The 21679-nt window shown below is 28.1% G+C and carries 17 protein-coding genes; all 17 read right to left on the minus strand.

Annotation, left to right across the window (positions count from 1 at the left end):
* Nucleotides 1-5: 5 nt before the first annotated feature.
* The 17 genes from ACYUE0_RS14640 to ACYUE0_RS14720 all read right to left on the minus strand — a co-directional run bounded on the left by ACYUE0_RS14640 (nt 6) and on the right by ACYUE0_RS14720 (nt 21226).
* On the minus strand, nt 6-470 hold the full coding sequence (locus ACYUE0_RS14640) for a prepilin-type N-terminal cleavage/methylation domain-containing protein (RefSeq protein WP_460271206.1): 465 nt from the start codon (nt 468-470) through the stop codon (nt 6-8).
* Between the two features lie 13 nt (nt 471-483).
* Nucleotides 484-1206, minus strand: coding sequence for a hypothetical protein (locus ACYUE0_RS14645; protein WP_460271208.1), 723 nt, complete (start codon nt 1204-1206; stop codon nt 484-486).
* A gap of 1 nt (nt 1207) precedes the next feature.
* On the minus strand, nt 1208-1744 hold the full coding sequence (locus ACYUE0_RS14650) for a PilN domain-containing protein (RefSeq protein ID WP_061996534.1): 537 nt from the start codon (nt 1742-1744) through the stop codon (nt 1208-1210).
* Between the two features lie 2 nt (nt 1745-1746).
* Entirely contained in the window at nt 1747-2835 is a 1089-nt protein-coding gene (gene pilM, locus ACYUE0_RS14655) for a pilus assembly protein PilM (RefSeq protein WP_061996533.1), read from the minus strand.
* A 12-nt stretch (nt 2836-2847) separates the two neighbouring features.
* Nucleotides 2848-3594 (minus strand): prepilin peptidase, encoded by a 747-nt coding sequence (locus ACYUE0_RS14660; RefSeq protein WP_061996532.1) that lies wholly within the window; start codon nt 3592-3594, stop codon nt 2848-2850.
* A gap of 58 nt (nt 3595-3652) precedes the next feature.
* Complete coding sequence (locus ACYUE0_RS14665) at nt 3653-4081, minus strand: prepilin-type N-terminal cleavage/methylation domain-containing protein (protein WP_199870487.1); 429 nt, start codon at nt 4079-4081, stop codon at nt 3653-3655.
* Nucleotides 4082-4167: 86 nt separating this feature from the next.
* Nucleotides 4168-4587 (minus strand): type II secretion system protein, encoded by a 420-nt coding sequence (locus ACYUE0_RS14670; RefSeq protein WP_061996530.1) that lies wholly within the window; start codon nt 4585-4587, stop codon nt 4168-4170.
* A gap of 136 nt (nt 4588-4723) precedes the next feature.
* Nucleotides 4724-5923 carry a type II secretion system F family protein gene (locus tag ACYUE0_RS14675; RefSeq protein ID WP_061996529.1) on the minus strand — a complete coding sequence of 400 codons (1200 nt, stop codon included), beginning with the start codon at nt 5921-5923 and terminating at the stop codon, nt 4724-4726.
* Between the two features lie 105 nt (nt 5924-6028).
* On the minus strand, nt 6029-7684 hold the full coding sequence (locus tag ACYUE0_RS14680) for a GspE/PulE family protein (RefSeq protein ID WP_460271214.1): 1656 nt from the start codon (nt 7682-7684) through the stop codon (nt 6029-6031).
* Nucleotides 7685-8157: 473 nt separating this feature from the next.
* On the minus strand, nt 8158-9783 hold the full coding sequence (gene groL, locus ACYUE0_RS14685) for a chaperonin GroEL (protein WP_460271215.1): 1626 nt from the start codon (nt 9781-9783) through the stop codon (nt 8158-8160).
* A gap of 52 nt (nt 9784-9835) precedes the next feature.
* Complete coding sequence (locus ACYUE0_RS14690) at nt 9836-10108, minus strand: co-chaperone GroES (RefSeq protein ID WP_061996526.1); 273 nt, start codon at nt 10106-10108, stop codon at nt 9836-9838.
* A 187-nt stretch (nt 10109-10295) separates the two neighbouring features.
* Nucleotides 10296-11030: a TVP38/TMEM64 family protein gene (locus ACYUE0_RS14695; protein WP_460271218.1), complete on the minus strand. Its 735-nt coding sequence runs from the start codon at nt 11028-11030 to the stop codon at nt 10296-10298.
* 43 nt (nt 11031-11073) lie between these two features.
* Nucleotides 11074-11949, minus strand: coding sequence for a DNA-3-methyladenine glycosylase family protein (locus ACYUE0_RS14700; protein ID WP_460271220.1), 876 nt, complete (start codon nt 11947-11949; stop codon nt 11074-11076).
* A 358-nt stretch (nt 11950-12307) separates the two neighbouring features.
* Complete coding sequence (locus ACYUE0_RS14705; RefSeq protein ID WP_460271222.1) at nt 12308-12715, minus strand: C-GCAxxG-C-C family (seleno)protein; 408 nt, start codon at nt 12713-12715, stop codon at nt 12308-12310.
* 1988 nt (nt 12716-14703) lie between these two features.
* Nucleotides 14704-16746, minus strand: a complete 2043-nt coding sequence (locus tag ACYUE0_RS14710; protein ID WP_460271225.1) for a methyl-accepting chemotaxis protein — start codon at nt 16744-16746, stop codon at nt 14704-14706.
* Nucleotides 16747-17173: 427 nt separating this feature from the next.
* Nucleotides 17174-17353 (minus strand): putative motility protein, encoded by a 180-nt coding sequence (locus ACYUE0_RS14715; RefSeq protein WP_199870494.1) that lies wholly within the window; start codon nt 17351-17353, stop codon nt 17174-17176.
* A gap of 1839 nt (nt 17354-19192) precedes the next feature.
* The gene (locus ACYUE0_RS14720; RefSeq protein WP_460271228.1) at nt 19193-21226 is read right to left on the minus strand and encodes a methyl-accepting chemotaxis protein; all 2034 of its coding nucleotides are present in this window, start codon (nt 21224-21226) and stop codon (nt 19193-19195) included.
* Nucleotides 21227-21679 lie beyond the last annotated feature (453 nt).

Consider the following 21679-nt stretch of genomic DNA (forward strand, 5'->3'; position numbering starts at 1 on the left):
AAAAACTACCTACCTATATCAAAAGTCATAGATGATTTTCCATTATAAAACTCTTTACCTTTCATTTTCCATGTAGCAACTTTCACCTTGTAATTACAAAAGGCGTCCTCTTTTTTATTTATAATTTTATTTATTTTAATATTTACAGTAAAATTACCTTTATCAAATATATCATTTTTTTCTGTTTCATAATTCTCTATTTCCTCTATAGATTCTGTCAGTTCCTCATAATTATTAAAATATATTGTTACATCTTTTCCATCTAACATTTCAATATCTTCTATACTCTTACTTTTTAACATCTCCACCGCTGTATTTGTATAATTAAAAGTTTTTTTCCTAACCTCATAGATTTTTAAATTTTTATTTATACTACTATATATTGATGACACAATAGCAAAAACTACAACTACTATAGCCATTGATATAACTACCTCAAGTAATGTGAACCCTTTTTTAACACCTTTCAAACTATCCACCAACTTACTTAAACATATTTTCTTTTCCATACTGGCCTTTATTAAAATCATGCTTATATTTGCCTAATTCACCATCTAATTCATTAAAGAAAAATTCCATTCTAACACTAGTTTTAGTAGGATTATTACCGGTCATTGCTACTGCATTTATTTCACAAATCCTTTGACTATTTTCAACATTAGCTAAAAAATTTAAAGTTTGCTTATAATCTCCTATAACAGTGAAATTCACATATATGCTATCTACTTTAACCTCAGTATTCTTCTTAGTTGTATCATTTTTTTTATGTTCTCTTTTTTCATCTTTTGTAACATCATTTATTAAATCTGCTGCTTTTTCAACTGTATTTTCCCCTTCTGCTCCCTCTATAACTTCACTATTATTTTCTATATCTTCAAAATTTATATCTACAAGATTTATTAAATTTTTCTCAGCTAATTCTCGTATTTCCTTAGCTATATCTGGTGTTTGCTTTCCTGTAGGTAGTCTTTTACTTGAACTATTAAGCTCTTTTTTTAATTTATTTAAACTAGATACCCTCTCTCCTAGTTGTTCCTGTGTTCTTACAGCATAATCAAGTTTTTTTCTTTTCTCTTCCACCTGACTTTTTAAAGATATAGCATTTAATCTATATGGAAATATAGCTAACTTAGATACTACAAGTATTAAAAGTAAAAATATAAGAATAGATATTAACACCTTCTCTGATTTTTTTAATTCTCTCACCCTAATTTTCCTCCACCATTTCTATAACTGCATTAAACCTATAACTTTTATCACTATTTTCACTAATAGCAGGCAGCTCTATCCCTTTATAAACATGATTATTCTCTATATTTGCCCAAAATTCTAATACCGAATTATAACTTTTACTTGATGCAGAAATTGATATTGCTTTACCACTATAATTAAAACTTTCTATAACAACATCCTTGGGAATTTCCTTTTGAAAATTTTTTATTATTTTTGATGTCATATTATTTTTTTTACTTTCTAAAAGATTAACTTTTTCAATATGATTTATTATCTCTTTTGTTTCCTTTGAAACTTTTTCATCTTCTTTTAATACCTCTTCATATTTTTCTAAAGTCACGGTCAAGTCATTATTTTGCTTTTTTAATCTTTGAAATTCTATAAAATAAAATAAGTTTATTCCTATAAAAATGACTACTAGAAATACTATACCTCTGTTAATTAAATTTTTCTTTTTCCCTTTTTTCTGATTTTCTATAATTGCTTTAGGTACTAAATTTAATTCTCTCATTTTTAATCCTCCCTAAGTAACAAACCATAGCAATTAACATAATCTATTAAGTTAACCACATTTTCCTTATCTATATTAATATTCAAATCATCAATAAACACAATTTCATTTTCAAAATAGTTTTCAAAATAATTTTTTATTCCTTTTATATGATTTAAATCTCCTAATACGTACATTCTATTTAGATTATTTTCAGCCCTTCCAGAAAAATAAAATTTTATAACTCCGTTTAGTACAGTACTTAAAGTATCTAATAATCCTTTAACCTGCTCACCCTCATAATCTAGAGGTTTTATACTATTAAAATTTATGTTTTTTAGTTTTTCTTTTACTTCCTTATCACTTAACTCTAAAATTCTTCTTATATTTGATACTCCAAAATTTATTCTCTTTTCCATTTGAAGCAAATTGTCATTTATTATAGCTAATGTAGTTTCGTTATTTTGTATACTAAGCAATCCTATATAATTTAAATTTTTAGTGTATTTACTACTGCTTATAACTCTTTTAAGGGAATTACTTGATAAATCAATACATTTAAGATTCAACTTAAGGATTTCTGAAAGCTCCACATACTTGTCTATTTTGCTTCGTTTACACATTACTACCATATATTTACCAATGCTAGCCTTTTCTTCATTTACATTTTCAATTAGTTGGTAACTATAATAATATAAACTCTCTTTATCTGGATAACTTTTACGTATCTCAATCTTTACAGCAGTATCCATAGCCCTGTCTCCAAGTATAGGAAACTCCAAATATCTTGTTATTATGTCATCACCATGAACAATGAAATATACATCCTTAGCTCTAACATGAGCTATTTTAAAATATTCTTTTATAGACTCTCCTATTTTAACTACATCTTTTATAAATCCACTTTCGAAAGCATTACTAGGAGTTTTTAGCTTTCCCCAGTGTACTATATCTTCTTTAGTCCCAACTAAAATATCTATAGTGTCTTCATTTATATCTATAGTTACCCTTTGCTTAGTATTTTTCTTTACTTCTTCACTCTCTTTTTTTTTCTTATTTATTTTAAATATATCTTTAATATCCTTTTGCCAGATCCTCTCCTTTTTATCCAATAACCTTCACCCCTAAATAATCAAATTTAAATACCAATTAATTATGTTTTCTCCATATAACATAGCTATTAAAGTTGCTATAGTTATATATGGACCAAAGGGAATATAGTCCTTTCTTGTTTTCTTTTTAATTAAAATAAGTACAATTCCGAAAACCCCACCAATTATAATAGATAAAAGTAAAACTAATATAGAATTCTTTAATCCCATATATAGTGGTACAAGTAAATACATTTCTAAATCGCCAATCGCCATTCCCTTAGTTATTAAAATTAAGCCTCCAATTATAAAAAGCATCAGTAATATTCCTATAATATTTCCTGATATAGAAAGCCCTATATAATATTCATATATTAAAAATATAATTCCTATAACTGCTGGATTTAATATTGTTATGTCATATATATCTGTAGTTTTTAAATCTATAATTCCAATAACTATAAAAAATGAAGCTAAAATTATGTATTTAAACATATTTAAAGTTAACCCATAGTGAATATAAATTAATAAATATATAATTCCAGTAAAGAGCTCAATAATAGGGTATTGAATAGATATTTTCACTTTGCAATATCTACATTTTCCTTTCAAAAATATATAGCTAACTATTGGAAATAAATCATACCATTTCAAGTTTTTATTACAGTTATAACAATGGGATGGTGGATAAGCTACAGATTCTCCTCTTGGAATTCTATATATACAAACATTTAAAAAGCTGCCTATTACAATGCCTAAAATAAAAACTAATAAACTCATAATAACCCTCCTTTTAAGAAAGTAACTCCTTTTTAAAGGAGTTACAAATTCATCACACTTATTTTCCTAATACCACTTTTCCATCTTTAAATATGATATTTTCTGAGTTTCCATTTTCTGAAACAAAAGTTCTCAACTCTTCAACTGTTAGATCAGTACTTATTAATTTTCTTAATTTGCCTTGCTCTTGTTCACTAATATAACTGTCAACATAAGTTTGAGCTTCCTCTAATATTTTCGATATTTTGTAGTCTTCTCTTATTGTGTCTGCTACATTTCCATTCTTTCCAACTTCACCTGCATATGCTGCATTATACGTATCTACAGCGTTAACTAACACTTTAGATGATGCAACTGCTTGAGACACATTAGCTCTTTCTTTATAGCCTTTTAAACTAGGTAGAGCTATTAAAGCTAGAATTAAAATTATAGCAACCACTGCTAAAAGTTCAATTAAGGTAAACCCTTTTTTCTTTTTATTTTTCATCCATTCACATCCCCTTTAAAATTATTTTTATTGAAATTTTAGAGTAAGTAAAAAAACTTCCCTAAAAAACAATCAAAACTAAAAATTTATTTTTTATTACAACTAAAAGTATTTTCTAGTTTTTCGTGATCTTCACAATAAAATTCTTCATTGTTATCATTTGAAAATTCTTTTAATATTTTAATAGTTACATCAGAATCTATATACTTATCTATTTCTTTTATATCTTCATCTCTTAATAACGGTGATAAGTAGCCTTTAACATCACTTATAGTCATGTCACTGGTTATTTCATCATCTGAGAATTTCATTGCACTTTCAGAATTATAAAGTTCTACAGCATTTAAAATAATTTTTGAAGTTCCATCTATAGCTTTTTTATTTGCATAATGTCTGTATCCCATAACACTAGGTACAATCACTAAATTTAAAATTAAAATTATAGCAACAGTTAAAATTAACTCTATTAAGGTAAATCCTTTTGCCCTTCTCTTATATACAATCATTATTAAACTACAACTCCTATTTTTTAAAGAAACTGACTAATTCAGTTTCATCTATCATTTTCAATTGCCAACTATAACATCATTAGTTTTTTATCATCAACTATCCAAATAGTAACTTTAAATACAACTTTTACCATTACACGGCGTTATACATACTAAACAGTGGCAAATACATAGATATTGCAATGATAGCTATTAATCCACCTAAAAAAATTATTATTAACGGCTCTATTACAGATGCTAATTGTGTTGCTAATATTTCCACGTCATTTTCATAAAAAACAGCTGTTTTAGCCAATATCTCATCTAGATTTCCACCTCTTTCTCCAACCACTATGGATTGAATAAGAATTGGCGGTAATACATCAATATTTTTTATACTATTTCCTATGGCTTCTCCTTTTTCTACTCTTTCTTTAACTATTTCCATTTTATTTTCAATGTATTTATTTCCAACAACATTACCACATAAATCTAAAGCTTCTATTATCCCAATTCCTGATACTAAAAGGGTGCCTAAAGTTCTTGAAAATTTAGCAGCAATAACCATTCTATTTAATTTACCAAATATAGGTCTATCTAATTTTTTTCTATCTAATTTTATTGCCATAGCCCTATTGTTTTTTAGTTTTTCTTTAAACTTATATAGCAAAAATCCTCCTATTATAATAATAAATATTCCATAATTTATTATTATGTTACTTATGTTCATAAAAATTAAAGTAATAAATGGTATTTTCCCACCACCATCTATAACATTTTCAATGAATCTTGGTAATATAAAAATTATTATAAAAGACACTATTAAAAGAGAGGCTCCAAAGACTATCATTGGATAAGTCATTGCAGATGCAATCTTTTTCTTTATTTTGTATTGAGTATTATAATACTCTGCTAATCTATCCAATATTTCACCTAAATTTCCTGAGGTTTCTGCGGATTTTACCATGTTTACATATAGGTCAGGAAACTCATCATATTTTTCTAATTCTCCACCTAAAGAACCACCTTTTTCAACGCCTATATATACTTGATGCAATATTTCTTTTAGTCTTTCGTTTTTCATCTGTTCCCTTACTACAGTTATTCCATCCAAAAGAGGAAAACCAGAATTAATTATAAAAGCAAACTGCCTTGAAAAAACAACTATATCCTTAAAAGTAACCTTATGAAAATGCTTTTTTATATCAAGTCCTTGCCTATATTTACTTATATCTTTAGGGAAAATATTATTTTCAATAAGTTTTTCCATAGCTTCATCCTTACTAGCTGCATCTATGATGCCATTACGCTCTACACCATATCCATTAACTGCAACGTACTTAAACTTTGACAAACTATCACCTCTCTTTCTCGTTTTTTATATATAATTTTTCTTACATCTTCAAATATAATTATAAAATCACTATTATCAATTTTATAAATAGCTTTATATTACTAATTAATTGTTTTCTAAATAGGCTATTCTTATTAGCTCCTCTATTGTGGTTGTTTTATCTAACACTTTAGATATACAGGCATCCCTTATGGTTGTCATACCCTTTTTTATTGCTAATTTTGTTATATTATCTATGCTTTCTCCATTTGTTATATACTCTCTAATTTCTTGGTCTATCTCCATAATTTCAAAAACACCAACTCGTCCCTTATATCCAGTTTTATTACATTTATTACACCCTATTTTTCTTTTAATAATTACTTTTTCATTAACATCTATATTTAGTAACTTTTTTTCATAACTGGTAGCTTCATAATTTTCTGAACAATTGGGACAAACTATTCTTATAAGCCTCTGAGATATAACCCCTACAATAGATGTAGCTATGAGATATGGTTCTATTCCCATGTCTATAAGCCTTATTATTGTTGATGGAGCATCATTAGTGTGTAATGTACTTAAAACTAAATGTCCTGTTATAGCTGCTCTCATTGCAATTTTAGATGTCTCTGCATCTCTAATTTCTCCAACCATAATAACGTCTGGGTCCTGTCTTAATATAGACCTTAGTCCATAACTAAAAGTAAGTCCTGTTTTGTAATTAACATTTACCTGATTTATTCCTTCTATAGAAAATTCTACTGGATCTTCTATTGTAATTATGTTTCTACTTTCATCATTTAGCTCTTTCAATATGGAATAAAGGGTAGTTGATTTACCGCTTCCTGTAGGTCCTGTTGAAAGAATTATTCCATGTGGTTTTGAAATTATTCTTTTTAATTTTTTTTCATCGCTTTTATCTAACCCTAAATTATTTCTTGATATATTGTTAGCACTTTTATCTAGCACTCTTATAACAATCTTCTCTCCATTTACAGTTGGAAGAGTTGACACTCTAAGGTCAATATCTACACCATTAACCTTAGTTAATATACGGCCATCTTGTGGTACTCTCTTTTTTGCAATATCTAAGGACGAAAGTATTTTTATTCTGGCAACTATAGCATTTAAATCTTTTTTTTCTAAGGACATTATTTCCTTTAACTGCCCATCTAGTCTAAATCTAACTTTTACTCTACCTTCTAAAGGTTCTATATGAATATCTGATGCTTTAGCATTTATAGCATTTTCAATAATCCAGTTAACTGTTTTAACTATAGGAGAATCCATAATTTCACTATTGAATAAATCCACTTCTTCTTTACTGTTAGAACTGTATTCCACTATATTGCTATAAACCTTATTTATAGCTCTTTCAACTTCACTTTTAGGAGAGCTTAAAAGTCGTACCTCTTTTCCCGTTATTATTTTAATATCCTCTATGGCAAATATATTAAGAGGGTCTGAAGTGGCAGCAATAATTTCTGTTTCATCTGCATCTATAGCTATCACATTATATTTTTTAGCTATATTTTCAGGAATTATAGACACTATCTTTTCTTCAAGATTAATAGAATCTAAGTAAACTCTTTCTATACCTAATTGTTTTTCTAAAATATTAAATATCTCATCTTCAGATATTGCTCCAATTTCAACTAATATTTCACCTAACTTTTTCTTCTCTGTTTTTTGATTATTCAGTGCAACTTGTAGTTGATTTTTAGTTATTTTATTTTCATCTAATAATAAATCTCCTAACCTTCTTTTCTTAATACCCATCATCACACGTCCTTATATCTATATACAATGTTTTATTTTCGATAAAAACCCTAATAAAATAATTATTTGCATTAATAAAAAATAACCCACTCCAATAAATTAAACATTTTAGCTAAACTAAATTTAATGTTTAATTTGGAGTGGGTTCACTATTAGCTCCTCTTATTAAAAGTGACCAAGTAATAATAAGAATCTTAGCTTCCAAATCCTTAATTCAAAATCATTTTCTACTTATATACTATTACACACCTATTATAAATTTTACTGTTTTTTGAGAAAAATACTTTAAATTGTATTTAGATTCTAAGATTAAATTATCATATTTTCTTATAAACCTCAATAAGGTATATAAAAAGAAATAAATAGTCACATATTTATGATAATATCACCTTATTATTTATTTGATTATGTGTAACTGAAAAAAAATAGAAGTTGCTGAAAAGCGACTTCTATTTTTATATTTTTAATTTATATTAGTACATTCCGCCCATGCCCATATCTGGAGCCATTGGAGCTGGACTGTTTTTTTCTGGTAAATCTACAACTGCAGCTTCTGTTGTTAAGAATGTTGAAGCTACTGATGCAGCATTTTGAAGTGCACTTCTTGCAACTTTAGTTGGATCAACTATTCCAGCTTTTATCATATCTACAAATTCGCCTCTTAATGCGTCGTATCCTATTTCTGGTGCAGACATTTTTACTTTTTCAGCTATTACAGCACCTTCTTGACCTGCATTTATAGCTATTTGTTTTATTGGTTCTTCTAATGATTTTCTTATTATATTTATACCAACTTGAACATCTTCTATATCTGATGTTAATTTTTCTATAACTGGTATTATATTAGCATAAGCTGTTCCACCACCAACTATAATTCCTTCTTCAACTGCAGCCTTTGTCGCAGCTAAAGCATCTTCTATTCTTAATTTCTTTTCTTTAAGTTCTGTTTCTGTTGCAGCACCAACTTTAATTACAGCAACTCCACCTGCAAGTTTTGCAAGTCTTTCACTTAACTTTTCTTTATCAAAATCTGAAGTTGTTTCTTCTATTTGAGTTTTAATTTGATTTACTCTCTTAGCTATATCTTCTTTAAATCCTTTTCCATTAACAACTGTTGTGTTCTCTTTACAAATCTTAACACTTTCAGCTCTTCCTAACATTTCTATTGAAGCATCTTTTAATTCATATCCAAGTTCTTCACTTATAACTGTTCCACCAGTAAGTATAGCTATGTCTTGAAGCATTTCTTTTCTTCTATCACCAAATCCTGGAGCTTTTACAGCTACACAAGTAAATGTTCCTCTTAATTTATTAACTACTAATGTTGCTAAAGCTTCACCTTCTACATCTTCAGCAATTATTAATAATTTTTTTCCTTGCTGAACAACTTGCTCTAAAACTGGAAGTATTTCTTGTAAATTTGTTATTTTCTTATCTGTTATTAAAATGTATGGATCTTCTAAGTTAGCTTCCATTTTATCTGCATCTGTTACCATGTAAGCACTTAAATATCCTCTATCAAATTGCATTCCTTCAACTACATCAAGCTCTGTTCCCATTGATTTAGACTCTTCAACAGTTATAACGCCTTCGTTTCCTACTCTTTCCATAGCATCAGATATTAATTGTCCTATTTCTTCGTCTGCTGCTGATATAGCTGCAACTCTAGCTATGTCTTCTTTACCGCTTATTGGCTTTGAATATTTCTTTATTTCTTCAACTGCAACATTTACAGCCATTTTTATTCCGGTTCTTATTAACATTGGATTTGCTCCAGCAGTTACATTTTTCAAACCTTCTCTTATAATTGCTTGAGCTAATAATGTAGCTGTTGTTGTACCATCACCTGCTACATCATTTGTTTTTGTTGAAACTTCTTTTACAAGTTGTGCTCCCATATTTTCAAAAGCATCTTCAAGTTCAATTTCTCTTGCTATAGTAACACCATCATTTGTTATAAGTGGTGATCCAAATTTCTTATCTAAAACAACGTTTCTTCCTTTTGGTCCAAGTGTAACTTTAACTGTATCTGCTAATATATCCACACCTCTTTGCATAGATCTTCTAGCTTCTTCACTAAATAAAATTGTCTTAGCCATTTTAATACCCTCCAATTACTAATTTATTTCTATTTTTATCTTCACTATATTATTATTCAATTATTGCTAGTATTTCTTCTTGCTTAAGTATTATATATTCTTGTCCTTCATGCTTTATTTCATTTCCAGCATATTTAGAAAATAGTACTCTATCTCCTACATTAAGTTCCATTCTAGCATCAGCAAGGCCAGGTCCTACTGCAACAACCTCTGCCTCTTGTGGCTTTTCCTTTGATGCTGCTGTTAAAACTATACCGCTCTTAGTTACCTCTTCAGCTGCTATTCTTTTAATTACTACTCTATCACCAAGTGGTTTTATTGCCATAACTATGACCTCCTAAAAATATTTATTTTATTAGCACTCTCTTTTGCAGAGTGCTAATCATATTATTATAATAAATAAACAACACTTTAATTTCAAACTTTCTTTGCTTATTAAAAGCCGTATTTATCATTAATTAGCTTTAATTTACTTTTATTTTCTTCCATTTTCTCATATTTAACTTATTATTTTATTTTTTGTTAAATTTTGAACTTTTTTTATTTTTTATCTTATGGAATTTATTAAGAAGATCTTTTCCTTTTAACACTCCAAAAATAAAAAATCCTAAGGAAACTATAGCTATAATAGTTAATGTAACATAATTTCTCTCACCTATTCCATTTCCAAATAATGCAGATACTATAATCCATGGAAGCCTCCCTAATGTAGAATATATTAGGAACTCTAAAAAATCTATATCTGAAACACCACATAAGTATACCAAAATATCTTTAGGAATTCCTGGTATAAGATATACAAAAAATATTACTAGCTTATTACTTCCTCTAGTCAATATTTTTTTAAACAATTTCAAATCCCTTTTTTCTATCATCTTTTGTACTTGTTCTCTCATTAAGTATCTTGCTATTAAATATCCTATTGCACTACCTAAAGCTATTCCTACTATAGATAATAAAGAACCTTTAATTGGTCCATAAATATATCCACCTACAATTTGAACTACTTCTCCTGGTATGAAAAAAAATACAACCTGTATAACTTGTAAGGCTATAAAAATTAAAAAGCTATAAGCACCGTATGACAGTATAACATTTTTTATATTATCAGGATCTTTAAATGCAGAGGCATATTTGGAAAAATACTCATATCCAACAATTATTGTTATAATGGTAAACACAGCAAAAAATAAGTGAACACCATATTTTTTTAAAAAGTTATCAATTTTTCTGCTAATAATCTCCACCACCAATCTTTAGTATAGGGTTCCAAGTTAACTTTTAAAATTTCTATATTATTTTATTTTCTCTTGCATAGAAAAACAAATATTGTTGAGCAAAACCAGCTAAATTTCCAAATTTATCTCTTGCAAACATTCTTATTTTTGGCAGTGATACATCTGGTGCCACATAAAAATGTTGCATTGCTCTTTTAACCCATACATCTACAGGAAATGATGAATATTTTTGCATAGAGAATAACATTATACAATCTGCCACCTTAGGACCAACACCATTAAACTGTTTTAACCCTTCATGACATCCATCATCGTCCATTGATTTTATTTCCTCTAAATTGTAAACATTATTATAAACTTTATCTATAGAATCCACTATGTATTTAGCTCTAAAACCAACACCCATTTTTTCTATGTCTTCTTGTGAAGCTTCTATAAGTCTATCTACTGATGGAAAGGAATAATACTTTTCACCTTTATACTCTAACTCATTTCCATATTCTTTACTTATGTTATTTATAGCTCTTTTAATCATTGGTATTCTATTATTAGCTGATACTATAAATGAAATTAATATTTCAAAAGGCTCTTGCTTTAATATTCTGATACCTTCACCAAAAGCAACAGCTGTAGCCAATATTGAATCCTTTTTAAGTTCTTCTTTTATTTCTGAATAATTTCTTTTCAAATCAAAATACTCACACCAAATTTCATTAAAATCCTTTAGGCTAGAGTTATGTATAATAACATTATTGCCTTCTTTTTCTATTTCAATAACCTTATTATAGGCAACTCCTATATAAGTATTATCTTTTGTTTTATTCCACCTAAAGCACTGACCACAATCAAATATATCCTTAAGTTCAAAGTTTTTAACATCCTTTAATACAATTTTATTATCAAATTCTAAAACTTCTTTAAAATCCACAAAATCACCTCTTCCACAAATATAGGTATGCACCTCAAAGTATCACTTTATTCATTGAATCTTAATCTTTTATTTTTTAATGTTCTCTTGTAATTAAGCAACTTTCCATAAAACATCATTTTTGTCTTGAAATCTTTAAAATAATTAAAATTGCATATAAAAACATCTAATATAAAATTGAAATTATTTATTATGAAATTCAATTTATAAAGCAAATTTCAAAAAATATCTTAAAGAAATTTGATAATGTTTTAAATTTGATTATCAACCTTTTTAAGATATGAACATTCTCAATTCATATTTAAATTTTTATGTATAAGTTAATATTAGGTATTATATACCCTATAATATGTAATTTTTACTTTGCTTTATTTTTATTAACTATGTTATCTAATATTTCTGCGCCTTTAAACACAATGTCTGCACATCTTTTTTCATCATCTCTATATCTATTTTTTAGTCTTGCACAACTTTCTGTTTTTAATTCACTTACAAAAGTATCTATAAACTCTTGAGTTAACAGCTTAATTCTGTCGCTTTCATGTGCTTTTTCCTTTGTAAACATAATTCCAAGTACTGCTATAGAACCTGTAATTACTCCACAAGTGCTTTCTACAGCCATTCCACCACCAAAAGCAGCCATAGTTTTAAGAGTTTGATGTGAAAGATTTAAACCATATTCCTCATTTGCTGCATATATAATTGTTTCTGCACAATTTAAATCATATTCTTTGTCATAATATTTTTTAACTGTATCTACTAACATAAAAAACACTCCTTCACCACAAAACTAAATTATTTTTGCAATTTCTATAAAAGTTTTGCATTTATATATTCATTATTATAACCTATGTAAAATCTTTAAATAAGACCTATGAAAAAAATAATAGACCATATTAACAAATAATAAAAATTTATTTATCTATTATTTAATTTAATATGATTAATATATTATGGAAAGTTATAGGGTTCCAAATTAAATCTTAAACTTATTCATTTATCAAATGAGAAAATTCAAATTAATATTTTATCAATAACTAACAGATTATTTTAGTTAAAAGTTAAGAGTGAATAGTTGTGGTTCTTAACTAAATATATTTGTACTTATTTTTCTCAGCTGATAACAAAAATTTATGTTTTGGAATAAATAAATTTAAGAGTCAACTTGGAATCCTCTACTTAATTACAAGAAAACACTACGATTTTGCGTATACATATTATATTATCATAAATTATGAACATTAAGTGAATGGTTGTGGGATTTTTATAGTTAAAAGTTAATAGTTGTGGTTATTACTACTCGCTTTGCTCCTAGTAATTCTCAACGTATTTTGAATCTACAAAAGTAAAACTTCTAAGTAAGTAATTATCTAAGATTTTTACCCCATCACAAGTGGGACAGGTTCATTTGTGGCTATTTTCTTCGTTTAAACTGTAGATTCCAAAATTGCTGTATTTCCACAATAAAACAAGTAAAGAACCAGTACCCCTATTTTGGTTTTAGTGAAACCTTTAAATAAGCAATTACTCCTAGTGTTCGCTCCATTACAAATGGGACAGGCACGGTAAATTTATTTGCTTCGCTAATACTTGATGCTCTCCTAGTTTTATATTTTTCAACTAATAACTCAAAGCCAGTCCCGAACATCTACGCAGCAAAGCTACTATTTTAAGGACCGGCTTTGATTACTTTAGATTTTATTGATAATCTTTCAATTTCACTGTGAAAATAACTTAAGGGAATTATACTTCGGTACGCCTGTCCTTCTTGTTACGGCTGTGAACTTTGAATATAGTTTTAGTTAGTTTTATTTCTCGAACCTAGACTTTACTCCTTCTAATTCAAAAGAAACTGGCAGTCCAGTTTCAACCAACATTGTCAATTGTCCTTTGTCCATTGTCAATTATATAATTTGTTATGGCTGTGAACTTTGAATATAGTTTTAGTTAGTTTTATTTCTTGAACCTAGACTTTACTCCCTCTAATTCAAAGAAACTGGAATCCAGTTTCCTCCTAAACTCTTAACTATTAATTCTTAACTCTTAACTATTTAAGGGATATGATAACTAAATTTAAAGAGCTGCTCTCTATTTTATGGGTTTACACCTTTCGTGCCTGTCCCATTTGTTACGGCTGTACATTTTGATTTTACCTTTAGTTAGTTTTATTTCTCAAACTCAAATTTTACTTCCCCTAATCTAAAGAAACTGGTAGTCCAGTTTCCTCCACCATTGTCAATTGTCCTTTGTCCATTGTCAATTTCTTTAAACTTCTTAACTATTTAAGGGACTGGCTAACTCTTTTTATTATGGTAACTAAATTCAAAGAGCTACTCTCTATTTTATGTAATTAAACCATTCGTGCCTGTCCCATTTGTTACGGTTGCAAAATTGGATTTTAGCTTTTGTTTAGTTTAATCTCTCGAACCTAGAATTTACTCCCTCTAATTCAAAGAAACTGGAATCCAGTTTCCTCCTAAACTCTTAACTATTAATTCTTAACTCTTAACTATTTAAGGGACTGGCTAACTTTTCTTACTTATGATAACTAAATTTAAAGAGCTGCTCTCTATTTTATGGGTTTACACCTTTCGTGCCTGTCCCATTTGTTACGGCTGTACATTTTGAATATATCCTTAGTTTGTTTTATCTCCCAAATACAAATTTTACTCCTTTAAATTCAAAGAAACTGGACTAACCCAGTTTCTTCCTTAACTTTCAACTGTTAACTCTTAACTTTTAACTAATTAAGCTTTAGTTTTCTTCTAATTTAAATATCTCCATTTTCTTATTAAGTTCTATTGCTAAATCCAGTAATTTTTCCGCTGCATTATTAACCTCTTCACTTGAACTATTAAATTCTTCTGTTGATGCAGATATTTCTTCAGTTGTTGCTGAAATTTCTTCTGATATTGCTGTTGCATTATCAAGTCTATCTGCAATAACTTCCCCTTCTTTATTTATATCTCCTGAACTTTCACTTACCATCTCTATTTTAGGAATTGTTTCTTTTATATTTAATGATATAGTTTCAAAAGATTTAATTGCCTTATCAACATTTCCTCTTTGACCTTCTATATCCTTTTGCATATCGTCTGTATTAACATATATCTTATTACTTTCTTCTAATACAGTTTCAATAACCTTAGTAATTTCTACTACCGAATCTTTACTTTTCTCTGCAAGTTTTCTTATTTCATCTGCTACAACTGAAAATCCTCGTCCCGCTTCACCTGCTCTAGCAGCCTCTATAGCTGCATTTAATGCTAGCAAATTAGTTTGCTCTGCTATAGCATTTATTACTGTAGTTATTTCATTTACCGATTTTATTTTTGTATTCACACTATAAATAACTGATGTAAATCCTTTAAAGTTTTCATTAAACCTTTCTATAGACTTAACTAAATCTTTCATATCCTTATTGCTTTCATCAGCATTTTCACCGATTAACCCAGCCATTTCGCTTATATTTTCAACAGCCTTGTCCATTTCAACAATTTTTTCTGAAAAATTATTCATAGATTCATTTATTAATGACAAGTGACTGCTTTGCTCATCATTGCCCTTAGCTGCTTCTTGAACTGCATAAACTATATTAGATGAACCTGATAAAAGATTATTTGAAGTATCTTGAAGAACTAATGCTTGTTCATTAATTATCTTTGAATTATCTCTAACAGATTTTATTAATTCTGCCATAGAAGTTTTACTTTCCTTTATTGATCTATAAATATCTCCAATCTCATCATTATAACTCAAATCTTTATCTGTAAGGGTCATAGTAAAATCACCATTTTCTATAGTTTTTACAGCATCTTTTATCTTAGTTAATGCTTTTGTAAAATTAATAGCAATCTTCATACTAACACCTATAGCAATTATTAAAGCAATAATTATTGTTATAACTAATACCATTTGTAACTTAGATAAACTTTGTAAAACTTCATCCTTGTCTATAAGCATACAAACTCCCCAACCTTCTGTGCCCTCTATTGGTTGGTATGCTAGATATTTTGTCCTTCCATGATATGTATAATCACCGACACCAGATTCTCCATTTAAAAGTTTTCTATGATATTTTGCAATGTTTTCAACTTCTTTATCACTTTTTGCTTCCTCTATTATATTTTCCTTAGATTCTATATCATTAAAATCATTACTTAGAATAGTTGCACCGGTACTATCGATAACATAAACAGCACCACTTTTTCCATATTGGGCTTCTTTAAGTGATTCTGTTATTTTAGCTGCATCTTGAATTATGCTCACTACACCTATTATCTCATTGCCACTTTTAACTGGTACACTATATGTAACTATGTACTTATTAAATAGTTCTGAGAACTCTGTAGAGCTTACATACTTTTCACCTTTAATTGATGCCTGAAAATACTTTTCCTTTGATGAATCAAGTATTTCTGATGTACTTGTAGCATATAACTTTCCATTTTTATCTGTAAATCCAATTGATAATAAATCATATTTTTTAACAGAATACTTTAATACATCTAACTTTTTTTCGTTGCTTATATTAGCATCTTTTATAGAAGTATTATCACTTAAAATTTCAGTGATTTCTAAACAATCTTCTGCATATTTATAAACCAGATGAGATGTTTGGTTTACAATATTTTTAAGTGTTTGTTTAGAATTATCAACTAAAATTCGACTTGCTAAAATAGTTACCGATATTAATATTGCAATTAATACACATAAAAATGCTCCAACAATCTTGGTTATCATTTGAGTTTTAATACTTCTTCTACCTCTTAAAAAACTTACTTTTTTCCCTTTCATAAATACACCACCATTTATCCATATCCTTTAAAACTTTTAATCAAATTAGCCTAATTTAAATATAAAATTACATAACATAAATGAGAAAATTTAAGACTAATATTTTACTATTAGTTAGCAGCTTCCTACTAATTTCCATTTAAAATTATTATAATGTTAATCTCAAATTTTATCTCTATAAATTATTAAAGTTATGGCATGTAGTTTTTTAAATACACATCATAACTCAAAATAAAAATACATTATGCAATTTTATAAAAGGAGTTATAGGGTTCCAAGTTGACTTTTAAAATTATTCATTTTCAAAATTGGATACCCAAAATAGTGAGACATGCTCCAAATCACCTAGAATTCAACAATATATCTTGCATAAAGATATTTTAAGGTTATTGAATAAATTCAAATGGGAGCTTGTTTCCCTATATTACTATCCAACTACATCAATTTTAGTTCCTACATTAGGATTTACAGCCATGTTGCTCATCATATCCTGCATATTAACTGCCATTTCATTCATTGAATTCATTTGTAATTTAGTAACTGCTAAGCTAACAGCTGTTGATAATGCTACATTACTCATTCCCATCGATAATCTTCCTATATCCACTATCTACACCCCTTCTTTAAATACATGAAAAATACTATTTTAATGATTTATATATTTACTACAGCATGTCTCACGCGTTTAAATGTCTAAGTTTGGAACATATGTTTCAAGCTCAATTTATAACCCTATAAAATATATAAAAATCTTACTTATTATTTTTCCGTATTTTAATATTTTAAATTAGTATATAAAGATATTATCGGTTTTCAAGTAAAAAAATTAAGTCTTTAATTCTTAATCCTTAATTTTTTTAATTGTCCTTTGTCAATTTTTCCAAACTCTCTACCTCAACTAAGCAATCAATTCTCCCAAGTTCTACCTCCATGACAAGAGAAACTTTTCTAGTTAAGAGTTAAGAGTGAATAGTTAACAGTTGTGGTTATTACTATTCGCTATGCTCCTAGTAATGCTAAACGTATTTTTTAAATCATTTTCAGAAAATGGTTACCACTTTCATCCTGGATTATTAATTCATAATTGTTAATCCTTAATTTTGTTTATTTTATTCCCATACCAAAATAAACAAAGAACCAGTACCTTATAGATACGCTACTTTGCAGCTCAAGTACTGGTTCTTTCCTAGTAATACTAAACGTATTTTTTATTAAATTTACAAACCAAATTATATTTATAGATTAAAAGGAAAGTGGTTTCCACTTTCCTCGTGAATTCCTAATTCTTAATCCTTAATCCTTAATTTTTTTATTTTATTCCCATAACAAAATAAACAAAAAACCAGTACCTTATAGATACACTACTTTGCAGCTCAAGTACTGGTTCTTTGCTCGGTAATTTATTTTATATAAACTGTTTTATTGAGTACTAAAGTTTTTTATGGTGGTACAACTAAATGAACCTGTCCTTCTTGTTACGGCTGCACACTTTAAAAATATTATATATTTTCAGTTAAGAGTTAATAATTAATAGTTGTAGTTATTACTACTCACTTCGTTCCTAGTAATTCTCAACGTATTTTTATATAAATTTGCAAAGCAAATTATATTTATAGATTAAAAAGAAAGTGGTTACCACTTTCATCCTAAACTCTTAACTGTTAACTTTTAACTCTTAACTAACTAAGGGACTGGCTAACTTTTTTTATTTATAATAACTAACTCTAAAGAGCTATTCTCTATTTTATGGAGCTAAACCATTCGTGCCTGTCCCATTTGTTAAGGCTGTACATTTTGAATATATCCTTAGTTTGTTTTATCTCCCAAATACAAATTTTAATCCCTCTAATTCAAAAGAAACTGGCAGTCCAGTTTCATCCTGAACTATTAACTTTTAACTATTAACTCTTAACTATCTAAACCCCAGTTTCCTCCTAAATTCTAAATTCTTAATTCTTAATCCTTAATTTTTTTATTTTATCCCCATAATAAAATAAACAATTACTACTAGTTTTGGCTCCATCACAAATGGGACAGGCACGGTAAATTTATTTTCTTCGCTAACACTTGATGCTCTCCTAGTTTTATATTTCTTAACTAATAAATCAAAGCCAGTCCCGAACATCTACGCAGCAAAGCTACTATTTTAAGGACCGGCTTTGGTTACTTTAGATTTTATTGATAATCTTTCGATTTCACTGTGAAAATAACTTAAGGAAATTATACTTCGATACGCCTGTCCTTATTGTTACGGCTGTGAACTTTGAATATAGTTTTAGTTAGATTCATCTCTCAAACTTAAATTTTAATCCCTCTAATTCAAAAGAAACTGGCAGTCTATTTTCATCCTGAACTATTAACTCTTAACTATCTAACCCCCAGTTTCAACCAACATTGTCAAATGTCAATTGTCAATTTCCATTTAATATATTCTTAACTAATACAATTAAATTTTAAATACCCCTACTTTTTCTTTTAAATTTACTGTTAAATCCACCAAAACTTCTGCTGCCTTAGCTACTTCCTCTGCGGAGCTATTTAACTCTTCCGTTGTTGCTGATACTTCTTCGGTTGTTGCAGATATTTCTTCTGCTATTGCTGTAGAACTTTCTAATTTTCTTGATATAATTTCACTTTCATCACTAACTTCTTGTGAATAATTTTTCATCTCTTCCATTTTAGGTACTATGTCCTTTATAAATTGTCCAACACTTTTAAAAGATTCTATAGTTTTATTTATGCTTTCCCTTTGACTATTAACATCTTGATTCATAATTCTTGTTCCAAATTGCATATTTTGACTTTCTTCTAAAACCTCTTCAATAACTTTAGTTATTTCAATTGCAGAGTTTTTACTTTTTTCAGCAAGCTTTCTTATCTCATCTGCAACAACTGCAAATCCTCTTCCTGCATCTCCTGCTCTAGCTGCTTCAATTGCTGCATTTAACGCTAAAAGATTAGTTTGTTCTGATATATTATTTATAACTGTAGTTATATCATTTACTGAGTTTACTTTGTTGTTTACAGTTGCTATTACATTACTGAATTGTTTAAAATTATCGTTGAAATTTTCAATAGAGCCAATTAATCCTTCCATATCACTATTGCTTTCTTCCACTTGAACGCCTATCTTTTCAGCCATATTGCTTATATTAGAAACTTCACCATTCATAGAGATAATTTTTTCTTCAAAATTTTTCATAGATAAATTTATATTAGTAAGCCCATTACTTTGGTCATCATTTCCCTTTGCAGTTTCCTGTATAGCATGGGCAATATTTTGAGAACCTAAAACCATATGATTTGAAGAAGTGTTTAAAACTTTAGATTGCTCAGTTACTACATTACTACTTTCCATAACAGATTTTATAACTTCACCTATAGAGCTTTTGCTTTTATGAATAGCTCTATAAATATCTCCTATTTCATTCTTATTTTCTAGTTCTTCCTTTGTAAAAGTTAATGTAAAATCTCCTTCTTCCATAGTACCTATAGCATTTTTAATTTTTTCTAAATATCTTCCAAATTTTCTAGATATACTTAATCCTGTAAGTATGGCTAAAACCATTGCCCCTAAAGCTATAATTATCAGTATTTCTTGCATCTTATCTAGGCTTTTTAACACCTCAGATTTCTCAATCCAAATACAAGTAACCCATCCATTGGAACTTTTAATAGGTGAATATGCTATATATTTATTTTGTTTTTCTATACTATATTCTTCTACTCCACTATTTCCAGCTATACCATCTTTATGTGCCTTTGCTACAGGTATAGCAATACTATCTGTTTCAGACTGTTTAATTATGTTTTCTTTCTTCTCAATATCTTCAAATGTATTACTTAAAACAGTGTATCCATATTGATCTATAACATATATACCACCGCTGTTACCATACTCTATTTCACTAAGTCCTTTGGACATAATTTCTGCATCTTCAGCAACAGTTAAAACACCTACTATTTCGTTGTTATCCTTTATTGGACAACTATATGTAATGACATACTTATTTATTTCATCTAAAAATCTAGTGGATTCTGTATAAATCTCTCCCTGCATAGAACTTTGAAAAAACTTTTCATCTTTAACATTCACACCATTAACACTAGCATTAGAGTGAACATTCCCGTCTTTATCTGTTATTGAAAAAAATACTATACTTGAATCCTCTTTATAAGGCTCTAACATTTCAATTTTTTTATTTACATCTATGTTTTTATCCTTTACAAAATAAGTATTACTTAAAAGACTAACTAACTGAATATTTTTTTCATTAGTCTTTCCAATGGTTTGTGAAACCTGTGTCGTCATTGATACCATTGTATTTTTAGTATTTTCTCCAAGTATTCTTACAGCAACTACATTCACCATAATAATTACTGCCAATAAAACAGCTAAAAATGCTAAAATAATTTCACTAGTCATCTGTATTTTTATGCTTCTACTGGATAACTTCCTTATTATTATATTTTTACTCATTTAAACCTCTCCTTATTTTCTCTTTATTCCCAGGTAATATTTTACTCTATTTAAGAATGATTATCAATTACTATTTTAAATTTTATTGATAACCTTTCGGTTTAACTGTGAAAATGACTTAAGGAAATTATACTTCGCTACGCCCGTCCTTCTTGTTACGGCTGTGAACTTTGAATTTAGTTTTAGTTAGATTTATATCTTCAATTCAACATTTATGCCCTTCAATTGAAAAAAAACTGGCAGTCCAGTTTCCTCCACCATTGTCAAATGTCAATTGTCCATTGTCAATTTTTTTAAACTTCTCAACTATTTAAGGGGACTGGCTAACTTTTTTATAGGGTTCCAAGTTGACTTTTAAAATTATCCATTCCAAAACTTGGATACCCAAAATAGTGAGACATGCTCTGAATCGCTTAGAATTCAACACTACATTTTGTATAAAAATATTTTAAA

It is taken from the genome of Clostridium sp. CTA-19 (assembly GCF_054767855.1).